The sequence below is a fragment of the Heyndrickxia sp. MSNUG genome, assembly GCF_049532715.1.
In the GTDB taxonomy this organism is placed as follows: Bacteria; Bacillota; Bacilli; order Bacillales; family Cytobacillaceae; genus Mesobacillus.
In genome coordinates, this window is record NZ_CP150978.1 from 390,940 (window position 1) to 407,116 (window position 16,177).

13 protein-coding genes are annotated in these 16,177 nt (G+C 42.5%); 9 read left to right on the top strand and 4 right to left on the bottom strand.

The annotated features are described in order from the left end of the window. Positions 1-388: 388 nt before the first annotated feature. The gene (locus AABM38_RS01965; RefSeq protein ID WP_423408881.1) at positions 389-2,131 is read right to left on the bottom strand and encodes an ABC transporter ATP-binding protein; all 1,743 of its coding nucleotides are present in this window, start codon (positions 2,129-2,131) and stop codon (positions 389-391) included. Positions 2,132-2,476: 345 nt separating this feature from the next. Between AABM38_RS01965 and AABM38_RS01970 the strand changes: the two genes are divergently transcribed. Continuing rightward, on the top strand, positions 2,477-2,647 hold the full coding sequence (locus AABM38_RS01970) for a hypothetical protein (protein WP_423408882.1): 171 nt from the start codon (positions 2,477-2,479) through the stop codon (positions 2,645-2,647). 15 nt (positions 2,648-2,662) lie between these two features. Then, positions 2,663-3,667 (top strand): ABC transporter substrate-binding protein, encoded by a 1,005-nt coding sequence (locus AABM38_RS01975; protein ID WP_423408883.1) that lies wholly within the window; start codon positions 2,663-2,665, stop codon positions 3,665-3,667. A gap of 174 nt (positions 3,668-3,841) precedes the next feature. Here AABM38_RS01975 and AABM38_RS01980 read toward each other — a convergent pair whose 3' ends face one another. Both AABM38_RS01980 and AABM38_RS01985 read right to left on the bottom strand, forming a co-directional pair. Beyond that, positions 3,842-4,411, bottom strand: a complete 570-nt coding sequence (locus tag AABM38_RS01980; protein WP_423408884.1) for a DUF6143 family protein — start codon at positions 4,409-4,411, stop codon at positions 3,842-3,844. Continuing rightward, positions 4,404-4,946, bottom strand: coding sequence for a DUF6143 family protein (locus AABM38_RS01985; RefSeq protein ID WP_423408885.1), 543 nt, complete (start codon positions 4,944-4,946; stop codon positions 4,404-4,406). The genes AABM38_RS01980 and AABM38_RS01985 overlap by 8 nt, the downstream gene beginning before the upstream one ends. A 317-nt stretch (positions 4,947-5,263) precedes the next feature. On the opposite strand from AABM38_RS01985, the gene AABM38_RS01990 reads away from it, so the two are divergent. From AABM38_RS01990 to AABM38_RS02020, 7 genes are all read left to right on the top strand, one after another. Beyond that, complete coding sequence (locus AABM38_RS01990) at positions 5,264-6,463, top strand: sensor histidine kinase (protein ID WP_423408886.1); 1,200 nt, start codon at positions 5,264-5,266, stop codon at positions 6,461-6,463. Next, positions 6,464-7,120 carry a response regulator gene (locus AABM38_RS01995; RefSeq protein WP_423408887.1) on the top strand — a complete coding sequence of 219 codons (657 nt, stop codon included), beginning with the start codon at positions 6,464-6,466 and terminating at the stop codon, positions 7,118-7,120. It begins immediately after the preceding gene. Positions 7,121-7,285: 165 nt separating this feature from the next. Next, a complete protein-coding gene (locus AABM38_RS02000) occupies positions 7,286-8,221 on the top strand; it encodes an ABC transporter ATP-binding protein (protein ID WP_423408888.1) in 936 nt (311 codons plus the stop codon). An 11-nt stretch (positions 8,222-8,232) separates the two neighbouring features. Then, positions 8,233-9,447: an ABC transporter permease gene (locus tag AABM38_RS02005; RefSeq protein ID WP_423408889.1), complete on the top strand. Its 1,215-nt coding sequence runs from the start codon at positions 8,233-8,235 to the stop codon at positions 9,445-9,447. A 14-nt stretch (positions 9,448-9,461) separates the two neighbouring features. After that, on the top strand, positions 9,462-10,619 hold the full coding sequence (locus AABM38_RS02010; RefSeq protein WP_423408890.1) for an ABC transporter permease: 1,158 nt from the start codon (positions 9,462-9,464) through the stop codon (positions 10,617-10,619). Positions 10,620-11,179: 560 nt separating this feature from the next. Next, positions 11,180-12,418, top strand: coding sequence for a serine/threonine transporter SstT (gene sstT, locus AABM38_RS02015; protein ID WP_423408891.1), 1,239 nt, complete (start codon positions 11,180-11,182; stop codon positions 12,416-12,418). Positions 12,419-12,558: 140 nt separating this feature from the next. Further along, positions 12,559-12,705 (top strand): hypothetical protein, encoded by a 147-nt coding sequence (locus tag AABM38_RS02020; RefSeq protein ID WP_423408892.1) that lies wholly within the window; start codon positions 12,559-12,561, stop codon positions 12,703-12,705. 244 nt (positions 12,706-12,949) lie between these two features. On the opposite strand, the gene AABM38_RS02025 is transcribed toward AABM38_RS02020, so the two are convergent. Continuing rightward, positions 12,950-15,991 carry an efflux RND transporter permease subunit gene (locus tag AABM38_RS02025; RefSeq protein WP_423408893.1) on the bottom strand — a complete coding sequence of 1,014 codons (3,042 nt, stop codon included), beginning with the start codon at positions 15,989-15,991 and terminating at the stop codon, positions 12,950-12,952. Positions 15,992-16,177: the final 186 nt, after the last annotated feature.

Genomic DNA, 16,177 nt, shown 5'->3' on the forward strand with positions numbered 1-16,177 from the left:
CATTTTTTCTTCTCTGTGTTGGTTAACGGAGTATTCTTGCAGTTTTTGATTTTACTTGGATATTGAGTGTTTATTTATGAATGATAGACTTGTAATTATGGTATTCTCATGTTTGCTGCCTTGATTGTATGTTTGTCCTTCAATTGAAAAAACAAACTTTCGGCCAGTCGGATATTGATAGTTGTAATCTGGAGGGGAATGGGAGAACAGTAGCAGTGTCCCACTTGAAGGTAAAAGCGGAGTAAGGTAAGAGAAGGCAGCTGACCCAAAAGGGAGCTGCCTACTTTTTTTTGAATGATGGGTGAGAATCAGTACCTAGAATTTATATTTTTTTAAAAGCTGAAAAAAAATCGGCCCATTATAAGAGAGCCGATTTAAAAAACGAATACTACATTATTGATTCAAACTGCTTGGAATAGAGGTGAGAATAAGCTCCATCCCTTGCAAGCAGCGTATTATGTGTGCCTTCCTCCACAATACCCTCTTCCGTCAATACGATGATCCGCTGTGCGTTCCGGATGGTTGAAAGGCGATGGGCTATGACAATGGTTGTACGCCCTTTTGCAAGCAAATCCAGCGATTCCTTGATGATGCTTTCGCTTTCGTTATCCAGTGCGCTCGTTGCTTCATCCAAAATAAGGACTGGCGGATTCTTAAGGAAGACACGGGCGATGCTAAGCCGCTGTTTTTGTCCGCCCGAGAGCCTTACCCCACGCTGTCCAATTTCGGATTGATAACCTTCCGGCAGCTTCATGATAAAGTCATGCGCATTAGCACGCTTGGCTGCCGCGATAATATCCTCATCACTCGCTTCTGGATTTCCGTAACGGATATTTTCCATCACCGTTCCTGCAAACAGGTAAACATCCTGCTGAACGATTCCTATGTTCTTTCTTAAAGAAGAGAGGTCGATATCACGGACATCGGTTCCGTCGAGCATTACCTTGCCGCCAGTCACATCATAAAAGCGCGGGATAAGCGAGCAGAAAGTGGTTTTGCCTGCACCTGATGGGCCAACCAAGGCAACATATTCTCCAGGCTGTATTTTCAGAGACATATTTTCAAGGACATGGTTCGAATGGTCATCATACCGGAAATGAACGTGTTTAAACTCAATTTCGCCACGGACTTCCCTTAGTGTAACTGCATTCGGTTTGTTTTCAATTGCTGGCTGTATATTCATGATTTCCGTAAAGCGCTGGAAGCCGGTGATTCCTTCCTGAAATAGCGTGCTCATTTGAACCATTTTTTGAATCGGTTCGAGCATAAAGTTTATATACAGCATAAAAGTGATCAAATCGGCTAAATCCAATGTATTTTTTACGATGCTTGAACTTCCGAAGATGATTACCGCAATTGTAACAAGCTGGATTAGCGTTTGGATCACATTGTAAAAGTTAGCCTCTGTCTTATAGAAGCTGATCCTGCTTTCAAGGAAACGGTTATTTTCACGGTTGAACTTCCCTATTTCTACCTGCTCGTTGGCAAAAGACGTAACAACCCGGATGCCAGCCAGACTATCCTCCACCTGGGCATTTACGTCTCCAATTCTTACTTTGTTTCTTATTAAGGCCTTGTTTTCCATCTTGTTGAAATATAAAGTAAATAATCCCAGGATCGGCAAAAAGCAGAATATCACAATCGTCAATGGCGCGTTAATAAAGGACAAGATGACAAATGCTCCGATAAAGCGGACGAGATATTTTAAGTAATCTTCAGGGCCATGATGGTACAGCTCAGATAGCCAAAGCAAGTCGTTCGTAATCCTGGCCATAAGCTGACCGGTCTGTTCCTTATCATAAAAGCTAAAAGAAAGCTTTTGCATGTGTTCAAACAGCTCGGTGCGGAGGCTGCTCTCCATTCTGGCACCCAATTCATGGCCCTTATAGTCCACAATGTAGTTTCCGATATTCTGGATTGCAGTAAGCAAAAGCATCAGCCCGCCAATCCAGTACACCTTATTTAACGCCATAGACAGGTCACCCTCCAGCACATCCTTTGTAATATACCGGACGAGCAGCGGAAACAGCAAAGACAATGCTGATACGAGCAAAGCACATGCCAATATGGACAAAAACAATTTAAGATACGGTTTATAATACGAGAAAAATTTTTTGACTGGAAAATCCATGAGTTACCCCTTTATGTGTTATTTAAATAAACACATATAAGGGAGTACACCGTTACAATTAAAGAAGTGTTTCCCCCTTATATGTTTGTACGGTTTTGTTCATGATGTTTCTCATTGAAATTCCTCCTTAAACGTTGATATGAAAAGTATAAACTAAGTATTTGATTAAAGTACAGAATATTTGAATAATTATTGCTTAGGGATTTTTGAGTGTGCTTATAAACAAATTGATTCCAAGTATTATCACTTCTTTGAAAAAATGAGGATTTTGGATAAGCCATCTTTTATATATTGAATAGAAATAAACAACTGACTTTTTCTTAATGGTATAGGGAGGAAGAAGTAATGAAAGAGGGAAAAGAAATAAAAATTGGAGCCATCTATCCTTTTACAGGTTCTCTGGCAGCAGTTGGGAAGGATATTCGCCAAGCCATTGATCTGGCTGTTGAGATCGTAAATAATCGATATGATTTGCCTTTGCCTTTAGCTCGTACTAAAGGACTTCCCTTATTATAGAATCGAAAAATCAAGGTGATTTATGGAGATTCTCAGGGTATACCGGCAACTGGCCGGGAGGAAGCCAAACGATTAATTGTTAAAGAGAAAGTTGCAGCACTGATTGGTTCTTATCAAAGCAGTGTGACTTTACAAGCTTCCGCTATTGCAGAAGCAGAAAAGGTTCCTTTCTTAACTCCAGATGCATCTGCACCGTCGCTTACAGAGAGGGATTTTCAGTACTTTTTCAGAACAGCACCCAACGATCATTTATATACCAATCTATTCTTTGAACTATTTCATTTTCTAAGATCAAGAGGCAAAGAGATCAGCAATTTTGCTATTTTGACCGAGGATTCTATTTTTGGATTGGAAGCAGCTGCGATCGAAAAAAGTCTTATTCGGAGGTTCTCAGGTGAGCTGGTAGCTTTTGAAATGTATACCCCGCCTGTTACATCGCTTTTGAATGAACTCCCCAGGATTCGAAAAAGCAATGCACAAGCCATTTTTGGGCATCAATTCCTTTCTGATGCGATAAATGTAGTTCAAGGTCTTAAAAGGTTAAAATGGTTTCCAGAAGGGCTGGTGGTTCAAAATGCAGGTTACACCATACCGGAATTTCTGGAAAGGCTAGGGGAGGATGGCAATAATATCATTAGTCGTGTTGCCTGGGCACTCGGTTTGGGCAGGGTCAAACCAATTGTAACGGAAGTCAATGAACTTTATCGCTCCAGATATAAAGAGAATATGAATGAAACCAATGCACGCAGCTTTACAGGTTTACTCGTCCTGGCTGATGCCATTAATCGAGCCGGAAGTATAAATAGAGATGAAATAAGAAGAGCTCTGCGTCAAACAAACATTCCAGGAGAAAATTTAATAATGCCATGGCGAGGAGTCCGCTTTGATTCAAACGGGCAAAATATATTGGCGGATGCATTATTGGCTCAAATTATCAATCAGGAATATAAAATTATATGGCCCTTAGGTGTTGCAGAAACAAAGGCAGTATGGCCAGCTCCGTCATGGGATGAGAGATAGCATAGTGAAGGCGGCTTTTATGGTATGAAAAGCCGTCTTCTTTGTATGAAGTAATCTTATTTGTTCTTTAATATCTTCTATGCACCCTTAAATGAAACTTGATTTTTCCCCAAGTCCTCAAATCCTCATACTTCTCCTAAATACATTCAAAACCATAACGCTTTTAAACTTTTATTATACTTTCTCCTCCCACCACCCAAAGGCGACTCTTGCATGTACCTGTCTTTTCCCCGGGGACAAAAAGAATAATGAAAAAGAACTTCCTGGAGGGATGATGAACATACCTTGAAAATCATGTTTTGTAAGGGTCGTAATCGGTTCAACCCTTCTTAAAAAGGCGTTTGTGCCACCGCTCGGTTTTCCAGATATGAAACTGGCATTTTTGATTTTAATCTTGGGCATTGGCGGCGGAATAATGGCTTGGTTTCCGGCAGCGAAATTTGCCGACGTTTTTCCGCTTCCGGGAAGGATGTTGCTGATCCACGCTTCAGTGGTTAACGCCTCATTGGAATAGTTGCTAATGGTATAGGCATTCAGAAAGATATTCACCTTGGAGTCCGGCGGGTTGACCAGTCCGCCCCATCCGTTGTACCCGCCACCGAAGGATATGAGATCCGTTTGACCGAGAAAGTATTCTCCGAGATAAGAGTGATAAACATTTTCGGGCAGTATATTGACCTCATTGAGGTGTTTTTCGTTATCCATTGACTCAAAGTTCATGGCTGACTTCTCATGATCATGCATTGGCCGCTTCCTCCCACCAAGTCAAAACGATTGTTCCTGTGATGTATTGATAACCCGGCGGTCTTAGAAGGATTGAGAAGGAGCCTCCAGGACCAATTATAATGGATCCGTTGTGTGAATCACTTACAAGGGTGGAATTTTGGTTAACAATTCGATCAAATATATTCACACCTTTTGTCATGGGTTCAGCAGAATAACCAGCATACTTCATGACTGCCTTTGGTTGTGGAGAAGGTGAAATAGCCTGATTTGTTGGAGTTACCTGTGACGAGACTGCTGCTTTTCTTGGAGGATTGGCGTTTAACCAGATTTCACTTATGAAATTTTGATTTGAAAAGTTTGTTATTGTAAAAATATCGATATATACATTGACTCCAGAATCAACCGGATTTACGATTCCGCCCCATGCGTAATATCCGCCTCCGAAATTCAGTAATCCGGTTTTGCCTATAAAGTATTTTCCACGCCTTGAATTTAAGGCCGGACTTGTTATATTCACCACTTCAATTGGCTGTTTATCTATTTCATTTGGCATACCATTACTCCTAACTGTACTTTTTTCAGAATATATAATATGAAAAAGTGTGGGCAGGTGTTCAGGTTGGTTTTACAGAAGCGTGGGGACGTACCTTATGCTTCCGTTTATTGAGTGGATCTTCCACCGGATTTCAATACTTTTGCGCCTTAAACAAGTCATCATAAGAAGCAATGGGTACGTCCCTTTGCTTCCATGGCTCTCCTGTTAATAAATGTTAATTACTAGCTTATCAAATTATAAGATTAAGATTATAATGGTGTTATCTTCTCAAGCATGTAAGACAGGGAGAAAAATCTCATAATAGAGGTGATGGTGTGAAGCTGACCTTTTTGAGCAGTCTCCGGTTGGTCATGTTCATTTTAATCAGTTTTACTTATTATTCTTCTGTGGATACACCTACAACAACTCAGCTCATCTTTGTGATTGCAGCAGGAATAGGATTCTGTATCAATCATCTGTTTTTGGCAACCCCGCTTGGAAAAAAATATTATTCTATTCCTTTAGCATTGGACTTTCTACTGATTGTCGGATTTGTTTATTTTTATCCCGAATCGACTCTTTATTTAATTTTGTTCGGAGTGAATGCCGTTACTCTTTTCTTAATAGCGCAAAACAAAAGGGCTATTTGGGGATTTTCAGTTGCTTTTTTCCTGATTTGGGGCGTATGTCTTTACTATATCTATCTCGTTACTGGCACGATATCAATCAGGGAAAATATCATCAACTTTACTTTTATTGTATTTGAGGCGGTCGTCGGTAAACTTATACATAAATTGCTTCATGCCCAGGATAAAATCGAAACCCAGTACGGCGAGCTTCACGACACTCACCTTGCTTTGAAAAACGCACATCAGCAGTTGCATCATTACTCCAGCCAGGTGGAAGAACTAACCCTGGTGCGTGAGCGCAACCGGATTTCAGGCGAGATTCATGATACGGTCGGCCACAAAATGACCGCGCTGCTCGTTCAGCTTCAGGTTGCAAAGGAATTGATGGATTCTCAGCCTGAAAAAAGCAGACAGACGATGCTGCTTTGTGAAGAGCTGGCGAGAAATGCTCTCCAGGAAATCCGCTTGTCTGTCAGGACCTTGAAAGATCATGATCAGCCACAGTCCTTCGTCACTACAGTGAAAAAACTGCTGGAGGATTATCAAGTAATGACTGGGCTCGCATCCCGTTTCTCTGTAAAAGGAGATGTAGCCCAACTACCAATTTCCATTCAATTAGACTTAACCCGTGTCATTCAAGAATCGATCACTAATGCAGTCCGCCATGGGCAGGCGAAGGAATGCACCGTTCAAATGGATGTATCGGAATCAACTGTTCGTATAATGATTCAAGATAACGGATCGGGGGCAACAAAGGTAAGCCCTGGATTTGGTTTGAAAAATATGAGAGAAAGAGTCCTTGAACATGGAGGGACTATCTTGTTTGAAAGCACATCTTCAGAAGGATTTGTTGTGAAAGCAAGTTTTCCACTGAAAGATATGCAGTGGCAAATAGGGGGAGCATAGATGGTCAATATTTTAATAGTCGATGATCAGGAATTGATGAGGGACGGACTGGCGACCATTTTAGCGTTGCGTCCGGAGATAGATGTGGCGGGTGTCGCCTCCAATGGGCAGGAAGCTTTTGAAAAAGCGAGTCACTTGCGTCCGGATATTGTGCTGATGGATATTCGCATGCCTGTTGCAAATGGAGTCGAAGGAACGAGGCTGATCACGTCCGCCTATCCAGATATCAAGGTGTTGATGCTGACGACTTTTAATGATAGTGCGTTGATTTTTGAAGCTCTTGAAGAAGGTGCAAGCGGATATTTGTTAAAAGACATGCCGACCGATGCAATTGTGCAGGCGATCATGACTGTCCAATCAGGAGGCATGGTGCTTCCGAAAGAACTGACAGCGGAAATTATCAGAGAAATGAAAAGAAGCCAGTCCGCCGATCAAATCAGCGAGGTTCCGGAAATCATTAAAGAATTGACGGAACGGGAGCTGGAGGTCTTGAATAAGCTTGGGTTCGGATTGAATAATAAAGAGATTGCCAAAGAACTGTACATCACAGAAGGTACCGTGAAAAACCATGTTTCCAACTTAATCAGAAAGCTTGAGCTGAGGGACAGGACACAGGCAGCCATCTTTGCTGTCAGGTATAACATAACAAATTTTTAATCCGTGACTTTTGGCATAGTCTTCCATGAAATACAGCTATTAAAGCTGTATTTTTTTTATGGGAATTTCTATCGCTGGAGGGATTTGGTTTGCAGGCATCCACTTTATACTTTAGATATTGCGAATGAAAATGATCAATCCCATAAAGACGAAGGATGTGGAGAAATGTTAGAGGTTAAAGAGCTGAAGAAAAGCTATGGAAAACAAGAAGTTGTGAAAAATGTTTCATTTACGATAAAAAAGGGCGAGGCGTTCGGATTGCTTGGACCGAACGGAGCGGGGAAATCGACAACAATCTCGATGATCTGCGGCCTTGTGCAATATGACCAAGGGGAGGTGCTTGTCGCCAATCAATCGGTAAAAAAATCCCCTCTATTCATCAAAAAGAAAATAGGAGTGGTTCCTCAGGAAATCGCCCTTTATCCAACAATGTCAGCTAAGGATAATCTGCTCTTCTGGGGAAAAATGTACGGTTTGACAGGTGCGCAGGCAAAAAAACGGGTGGGAGAAGTACTCGAAATCGTCGGATTGAAGGACCGGGAAAAAGATCGCATTGAAACCTTTTCCGGTGGAATGAAACGGAGGATCAACATCGGCGCCGCCTTAATGCATGAACCAGAGCTGCTTATTATGGATGAGCCGACCGTCGGAATTGATCCGCAGTCGCGCAATCATATCCTGGAAACGGTCAAAGCCTTGAACGAAAAAGGCATGACGATCATCTACACGAGCCATTACATGGAAGAAGTGGAGTTTCTCTGTAACCGCGTCGGCATCATGGACCACGGAGAAGTGATTGCCATCGGAACTAAAGCTGAACTGTGCAGCCGCTTAGCGGGAAGCAGCTTCATTCAGATGAAAGTCGAATCCTTTTCTGATGAAGCGATGGAGGCAATGAAGGAAGCAGCGGATGTGACTCAGATTATTTACCAGGAAGAGTCAGGTATCATCGAGATATTTGCACAGAACCCCCAGAAGGTATTAGGTTCCATTATTACAACAGCAGTTAATCTTGGATTGAAAATAGAAGCGGTAGAAATGAAAGAATCGAATCTTGAGACGCTTTTCTTGCAGCTCACAGGACGATCATTACGAGACTAGGAGGATAAGAGATGAGGATGTTCACAATAGCATGGAAAGATTTAAAAATCCGCCTCAGGGATAAGAAGTCCTTTATCACGCTGTTACTGATGCCGATTGTATTGACGGCAATCCTCGGTTCAGCCCTGAGCGGAGTATTCGGCGAAAGCGGTGCCCTTCCGGAAATGACAGCGGGGGCAGTAGTGAATTCCACAGATGAGGTAACTGTCCAGTTTCTCAATAAGGTTCTTCAGGGAAAGGATTTACGTGAAAGCATCACATTAAAGGAATTTAAAACAGAATCCGATTTAAGAGAAGCATTAGAACATCAGCAGATAGATGCCGGTTTGCTTTTCCCTGCCGAATGGGGAGAGGGTTTGCTGAAGGGTGAAAGCAAACAGGTGACCATTTTAAAGGACCCCGAAAAAGAAATTCAGGCTTCCATTCTTTCTTCCATCACAAAATCCTTTATCAACCGGGTCACATCCGTATCTATAGCTTCCCGAACAGTAGCGGAGGGGTTTAATATGGCCGTCCCCGTATCGAATCAGAATATCAATATTTCTGAGAACGTAACGGAGCTTACTGCAGAACTCTCGAAAGTTGCGGAATCCACTGTGAATAGTGTAACCATGGAAAAGGATGGAAAGGAACCGATTACGGGAATGCAATACTACGCAGCAGCAATGGGAGTCATGTTCATTTTATTCAATACGACAATCGGTGCAAAAACGATCATTCAGGAAAGAAATACAGAAACATTGGCAAGGTTGATGAACAGTCCGGTCCGCCACTCCTCTATTATGGCTGGGAAATTCCTGGGGACACTCTCTTTTGCCTTCCTGCAATTCATCGTGTTTATCATCGCCACCCACTATCTATTTGGAGTAGCTTGGGGCAGCAATGTATGGCAGCTTATCGTACTCGGCATGGCCTATTCCGTATCGGTTTCGGGATTTGCCATGATTATCGCTGGTTTCATAACTGAAGAAAAAACTGCAGATTCCATTGGAGGAATTGGAGTGCAAATTCTGGCACTACTAGGCGGTTCAATGATTCCAATGGCAGCTTTTCCAAGCGTTTTGCAGCAAATCGCAAGCATCGCTCCGAACAAATGGGCCCTTGATAGCTTGCTGGATATCATGGACGGCACGTCTTGGAATACACTTGTAATGCCCGTCACGATTTTAATGTTAAGCGGACTGGCAGCCTTATTGGCCGGATCCATGAAATTAAAGCATAGATAAGGAGTGAAAAAAGGATGAGAAGAATTGGAGCCATCGCAGCCTTTGAAATAAAACGGATCTTTCAAAAGCGGCAGTCCTACCTGCTTCTGTTTGGGATGCCCTTATTATTCACCTTCATATTTGGAGGACTAATTTCAGGAGATGGGGAGAATAAACCAGTAATTTCAGTGGTTGATATAGACAATACTCAGTTATCACAGGCATTGATCAATGAAGTGAAAACCACAAGTGCAGTAAATATTAGTATGGAAGATGATAAATCAGCTAGTGAGAAGTTCGACAAACAAGAAATAACGGGATATATCCGTCTGGATGAGGGTTTTGAAGAAGAGCTGTTGAAACAGAAAGTACCGGAAGTCGTGTTTGTTTCCTCGCCATCGTTTGAGGGATCGGCCCTGGTTCAACAAATCATCAATGATAGTATCACCAAACTTCGAATCAGCGCAGCGGCCTCTACCTTTTATCACGACGTAACAGGAGAAAGCCCTGCCGCCATTCAAGAGAAAATTTCTAACGAGCTAGCTTCCGTCCCGACCGCAGTGAAAACCGTAACGGTAACCAAAAACAGTAAACTCGAAAACATGAACAATATGACAGCCCGCTCAGCCGGCTTTACAATCATGTTTGTCATGATAGCCATGCTCTCAGTTACTGGAGTGCTCTTGGAAGCGAGACAAACCGGAGTCTGGTACCGAATGATGTCCACACCAGCCTCGAAGCCGGAACTATTAAGTGGGTATCTGCTGGCTTTCTTCTTAATCGGATGGATCCAATTCGGGATATTGATGCTTGTGTCCAAATGGGTGTTTCATGTGGAATGGGGCAACACGCTCGCCAACATCGTTCTTGTTTCAAGCTTATTGCTGTGCACCATCGGTCTCGGACTCTTCATCGCAGGATTCGTCAAAACCTCAGAACAGCAATCCGTCTTTGGCAACCTCATCATCATCTCCACCTGCATGATTGGAGGAGTTTACTGGCCACTGGAAATCATGCCAAACTTCATGCAGCAGGCTGCCAGATTCGTACCGCAATACTGGGGGCTGGAAGGCTTCGCAGAACTGGCAGCAAGAGGAGGAGCACTCTCTGACATCATCGGACCAGTCGGAATACTGCTAGCGTTTACGGTTGTGTTTCTTACAGTAGGGATGAAGAGAGTACGATTCGAGTAGGGGACGTATCTTATGCTTCTTCTGTTTATTAAGCTGAAGCATGGGGACGTATCTTATGCTTCTGTTTAATAAGTGGATCTTTCACCAGATTTCTAAACTTTTGCATTGAAAAGAAGTCGTAAAAGGAAGCAAATGGTATGTCCATAAGCCGTTCTCTTTTGGAGTACCCGCACCTATAAAAACACTTATAAAATCTGCTAAAAGGAAGCATGGGGCCGTATCTCATGCTTCATTTTTTTACCAAACTATTCATTAAAAGGAGCAAAGGGTACGTCCCCGCGCTTCATTCCTGGGAAGATTTATCTATTAACAGGTGGGTGCAGTTTAATGTATTATTGACTGAGTATTTAGATAGTTAAAACTTTTGGTAAATTCAAAGTTTTATATTGTAATATATCATTTTTGCATCTATAATACACGAAACGAGGACAATTGTATTTTTACAGAGGACAAGGTGTCTCGAGTCTATTAGATAACTTTTGTCAGCCTCTTGCAAAACCAAAGCAAAAAAGTATAACAATGTAAAAGAAAAAAAGAACTTACTGGTGGGGGAGACGTCGATGAAAGATTTACTGAAGAAGTTGAATCAAGTAAGCCTGGTGAAACAAATCATTGTGGGTATGTTAATTGGTATTATCCTTGCGGTAACAATCCCGGAACTTGCAAAACCAGTTGCCATTTTAGGGTCTCTATTTGTAAGTGCCTTGAAAGCAGTTGCCCCTGTATTAGTTTTATTCCTAGTTATGTCGGCCATTGCTCAGCATAAACGCGGCCATAAAACAAATATGAAAACGATTATTTCTTTATATCTTTTTGGTACTTTCGCAGCCGGACTTATTGCCGTTATTGCAAGTTTTATGTTCCCGGTAAGCCTGAAACTTACAGCTGGGGCTGAGGGCATGACACCTCCTGGGGGTGTAGTTGAAGTTCTTAAAACGTTATTGCTCAACATCGTTGATAATCCTGTAAATGCTATTATAAATGCCAATTATATCGGTATTTTAGCCTGGGCGGTCCTTCTTGGCTTCGCTTTAAAGAATGCCGCTGATTCAACAAAAACGGTGATCGCGAATTTATCTGATGCAATGTCCAAAGTCGTTACGTGGGTGATCAAGTTCGCTCCACTGGGTATCATGGGCCTTGTATTTGAATCGATTACATCAAACGGTCTTGGATCATTGCTTGGCTATGGAAAATTACTTGCCATTCTGATTGGCTGCATGCTTGTTGTGGCTCTTGTGGTCAATCCGCTCATCGTGTTCACTTTGATCAGGCAAAACCCATATCCGCTTGTCTTTAAATGTTTGAAAGAAAGTGGTATAACAGCATTCTTCACACGCAGTTCAGCTTCAAATATCCCTGTGAATATTAAAATTTGTGAAGATTTAGGCCTGAATAAGAACGCTTATTCTGTTTCCATTCCATTAGGCGCAACCATCAATATGGCTGGAGCTGCCGTCACAATCTCTGTTATGACGCTTGCTGCAGTTCATACACTAGGTATCCAAGTGGATATCCCGACTGCCATCCTTCTTAGCGTAGTGGCTGCAATCAGTGCCTGCGGTGCTTCGGGAGTTGCTGGCGGTTCTCTATTGTTGATTCCGCTCGCATCCAGCTTGTTCGGCATCCCGAATGATGTCGCCATGCAGGTCGTTGCTGTAGGGTTTATCATCGGGGTTTTACAGGACTCTTTTGAAACCGCCCTTAATTCATCCACAGACGTACTATTCACGGCTGCGGCAGAATTTAAGGATTGGCGTAAAGCAGGAAAAACGATTGAAGTTAAAAAGGCAGCGTAATTTATTTGGAGCAGGAACCAACTTGGTTCCTGCTTTTTTATTTAGCCAATTTATAAAAAATAAGCCTGAAAACAATTTGTTTATGGATATAGGAAAGGAATTCGGAAAATCTATTACCAATGTGAAAAGGAGGCAATTAAATGAAAGATCAAGATCAGGAAACTTCCGAAGGATTAAATCAAATTTTTGAAATTATAAATGCAAAAGGTGATGTCGGAGAAATTAAGGAGATACTGGAGAAAAAAGGCGATGATTCTGCAACGGATCATTCCAAATCCACTTCTTAAACGAGTAAAAAGATCCGGAAATGACTCCGGATCTTTTTACATTATTATTAACGAGACACCATAGGCATATTACCCATTTGGACCTACTCAAAGCCTCTCTTGTACTCGCTTCTGATTATTAATTGTTGGTGCACATTATAGGACGTGCTTTCATCATGGAAGAAGCAAAAGGTACGTCCCCGCGCGTCATCATGGAAGAAGCACAGGGTACGTCCCTGTGCTTCCATGTTTACTTCCCAGTGCTTTACAAGGATGAAGCAAAAGGTACGTCCCCTTGCTCCTTGTTCTGTTCTAAGCGTTGCTTTTTGGATTTTCTGAAATGCAGCAGTTCGTAGATGACTGGGATGACGATGAGTGTTAGTATGGTGGCGACTGCGAGGCCGCCGATGACTACTACTGCAAGGCTTTGGGAGACTAGATTGCCTGTCTCTGCTTTTTTATAAAGCAGCGGGACCATTGCAGATATGGTTGCGACAGCTGTCATCAGGATTGGGCGCATTCTTGTTGCTGCTGCTTCGACAAGTGCATCGCGCATGATCATTTTTTCTTCGTTTTGTTTCACTCTGTCAAGCAGGACGATTGCGTTCGTGACAACGATTCCGATGAGCATCAGTGCTCCAAGCAGTGCTGTGATATCAACAGGAATCCTGCTGATCAACAAACCAAGGATTGCTCCGATGGCTGCGAGCGGCAAGGAGAAAAGAATGGCGATCGGTGCGCGCATTGATTTGAATGTGATGACCATGATTAAGAAAACAAGCCCGATGGAAACGGCCATTGTGATATACAAATCAGTGAAATCATCCATTTGCTGTGCATTGGCTCCACCTACAAAAGCTTCAACCCCATCAACAAATTTAAGGCCCTTGTCTTGTGGAGTACCGATTACGGCTTTGTTGATGGCTGCAGCAACTTCAGATAGATTTCTAGGATTCACTGTCGCTGTTACGCGGATATAAGTGTCACCGTCTTTATGGAATCTGCTTGTAGCCTCTTCGCTTTTTTCAAGGGTGGCAAGGTCTGAGGCCAGCGCTGGTCCAGCGGCAGTCATGACAGGGATCGTCTTTAAATCCTCAGGTGATGTTGGATTTACTAAAGGCTCCAGGAAAACGGCTGTTTCTTTTTCATCAAGAGTGATCGTACCTGCTGGAGTCCGGTTCAGCATGCCAGCCAGTTGCCCAGCTAGTTCTCCGGCATTTGCTTTGGCAGGGTCCACTTTTAACGTGTAAACTGTTTTCTTGGCTTCCTGATTGGTTGAAACTTTTTCTACATGTTTAATGTCCTGGATTTCTTCTTTAATTTTTGCTGCTGCATTTTCGATATCTTCTATCTTCTCGCCAACGACATCGATCGTAACTTCTGTACCGCCGCCGCCAATTAGAGATGCGGCTACGACAGAGAAGCCTGAATCAGGGTAATTCTCTTTTTGTGTTTCAATTTTTTTGACGATTTTATCCATATCTTCTTTGTTCTTTGGAATGACCATGAAAGAGCCAGTCGTTGGTGAACGGACTTCACCGAACTTTGCCTGTTCCTCGGAATTGCCAAGCTGTGTAAAAACATCCTTTACTTCGCTCAGCCCCAAGATATACTCTTCCATTTTAAGCGTATTTTCTTTTACTTCTTCCAAAGGGGTGTCATTTGGATAGTTCAAGTTGACGGATACAAGATCCTTTGTTGAATTGTCCACCGCGCCTTTAGGCATGACAGCATATGTTCCAATTGATCCCACAAATAAAAGAAATGAAAGCAGCAGAACAACCCATTTATGGTTGAGCGACCATTTAATGAAACCAATGAATTTTTTTGATGGGTTATGCTCATGCAATTTTGCGTTTTTCAAAAGTCCTGCGCTCATCAGCGGCACTACAGTCAGAGCCACCAAAAGAGAAGTAAGCAGGGAATACGTAAGTGTCAATGCGAATGGCAGAAGGAAATCCTGCAGCCCGCCGCTGACAAGGCCGATCGGTAAAAATACGGCAACGGTCGTAAGGGTCGAGGCGGTAATGGCAGGGCCAACCTCTTTTGTCGCAGTAAGAATCAATTCCGCCGAAAACTTTTCTTTTTGCAGCTTCCTGAAAATATTCTCGATGACAACAATACTGTCATCGACCAATCGTCCGACGGCAACTGCCACTCCGCCCAGTGTCAGGATATTCAGGGTGACTCCCGAGCGGGCTAAAAGGAATAAAGTCAGTGCCAGCGATAGCGGGATCGAGATGATGGCAATAAAGGTCGAACGGATACTCCTTAAAAAGACCATGATGACAATCGTTGCAAACAGTGCGCCAAGAAGGACTTCTTTCATCATGGAGCTGACGGATGACTTTACCATATCGGCAGTGGCAATAACCACTTCTGCCTTAGCGTCAGGATATTTTTTATTGATTTCTTTTGCTGTTTCTCTAAGTTCTTTCGTCACGGATACGGCATTTGCACTGCTTTCCTTCGTGACAATCAGAAGAATGCCCTCTTCGCCATTTACGCGCATCATGACGCCTTCTGCTTTTTTCGTTTCGATCTTGGCGACATCCTTTAAGAGTACACCAGGCGCTACAGGCAGCTGTTCAATGTCTGAAATTCCATCAATTGAACCCGAAACCTTTATATTGCTTGCTTTGCCATCTATTGTTTTTTCACTGATGGCAGCAGATAAATTTTTGCCCTGGAGTACGCCCATCACTGCTTGCAGGGGAACCTGCTTTTGAGCAAGGAGGCTATTATCCACTTTAATAGAAACATAGGAATTGTCTTTGCCAAAGGTTTGGATGTTGCCAACACCATCTATATCCTTAAAGCGGGGGAGTATATTCTTGGATGAGAACTCGAGATTATCGGCTGTCGGACCGTCCTTGAAGGTGATTGCGATATCTGCGATGGGAATCATGGAGGTATTAAGCTGGACAATGTTTGGTTTTGAAACATTTGCAGGGAGCTGGATTGAACTTAATAAATCCTGCACTTGCTGCTTTGCTTCCTTCATATTTGTACCTGATTCAAAGGTTACATCAATTTTGGCGTAACCATCTCCGGTAGTGGAAAAAATATTGCTTTTTCCCTTTACACCTGAAATAGCTGATTCAATTTGTGTTGTAACCTGAGATTCCATTGTTTTGGAATCAGTTCCCTGTCCCATGACAACAACCATTACCTGCGGTTGATCAGCAGCGGGAAGGAATTCCATTGGCAATGTAAAATAACTTGCCAGGCCTAGGAGCAGGGTCAAGGTTGTAACTAATGTGACCGCTGCCTTGTTTCGGAACGCCCATTTGGTAATAAAACTCATGAAAACCACCTCTTTATAGGAAAAATTGCCTATTATAGCATTTTGACTATATCACTTAGAAGAAAAAAATGGAATATGTTATTTGGATTTTGAAACAAGTAATGATGTTACTTTTTTTAATTACGAAAACAGTCCTCACCTATTGAAGTTCTATAATAGAAATTAGGCTATTTAAATAGTAAGCTG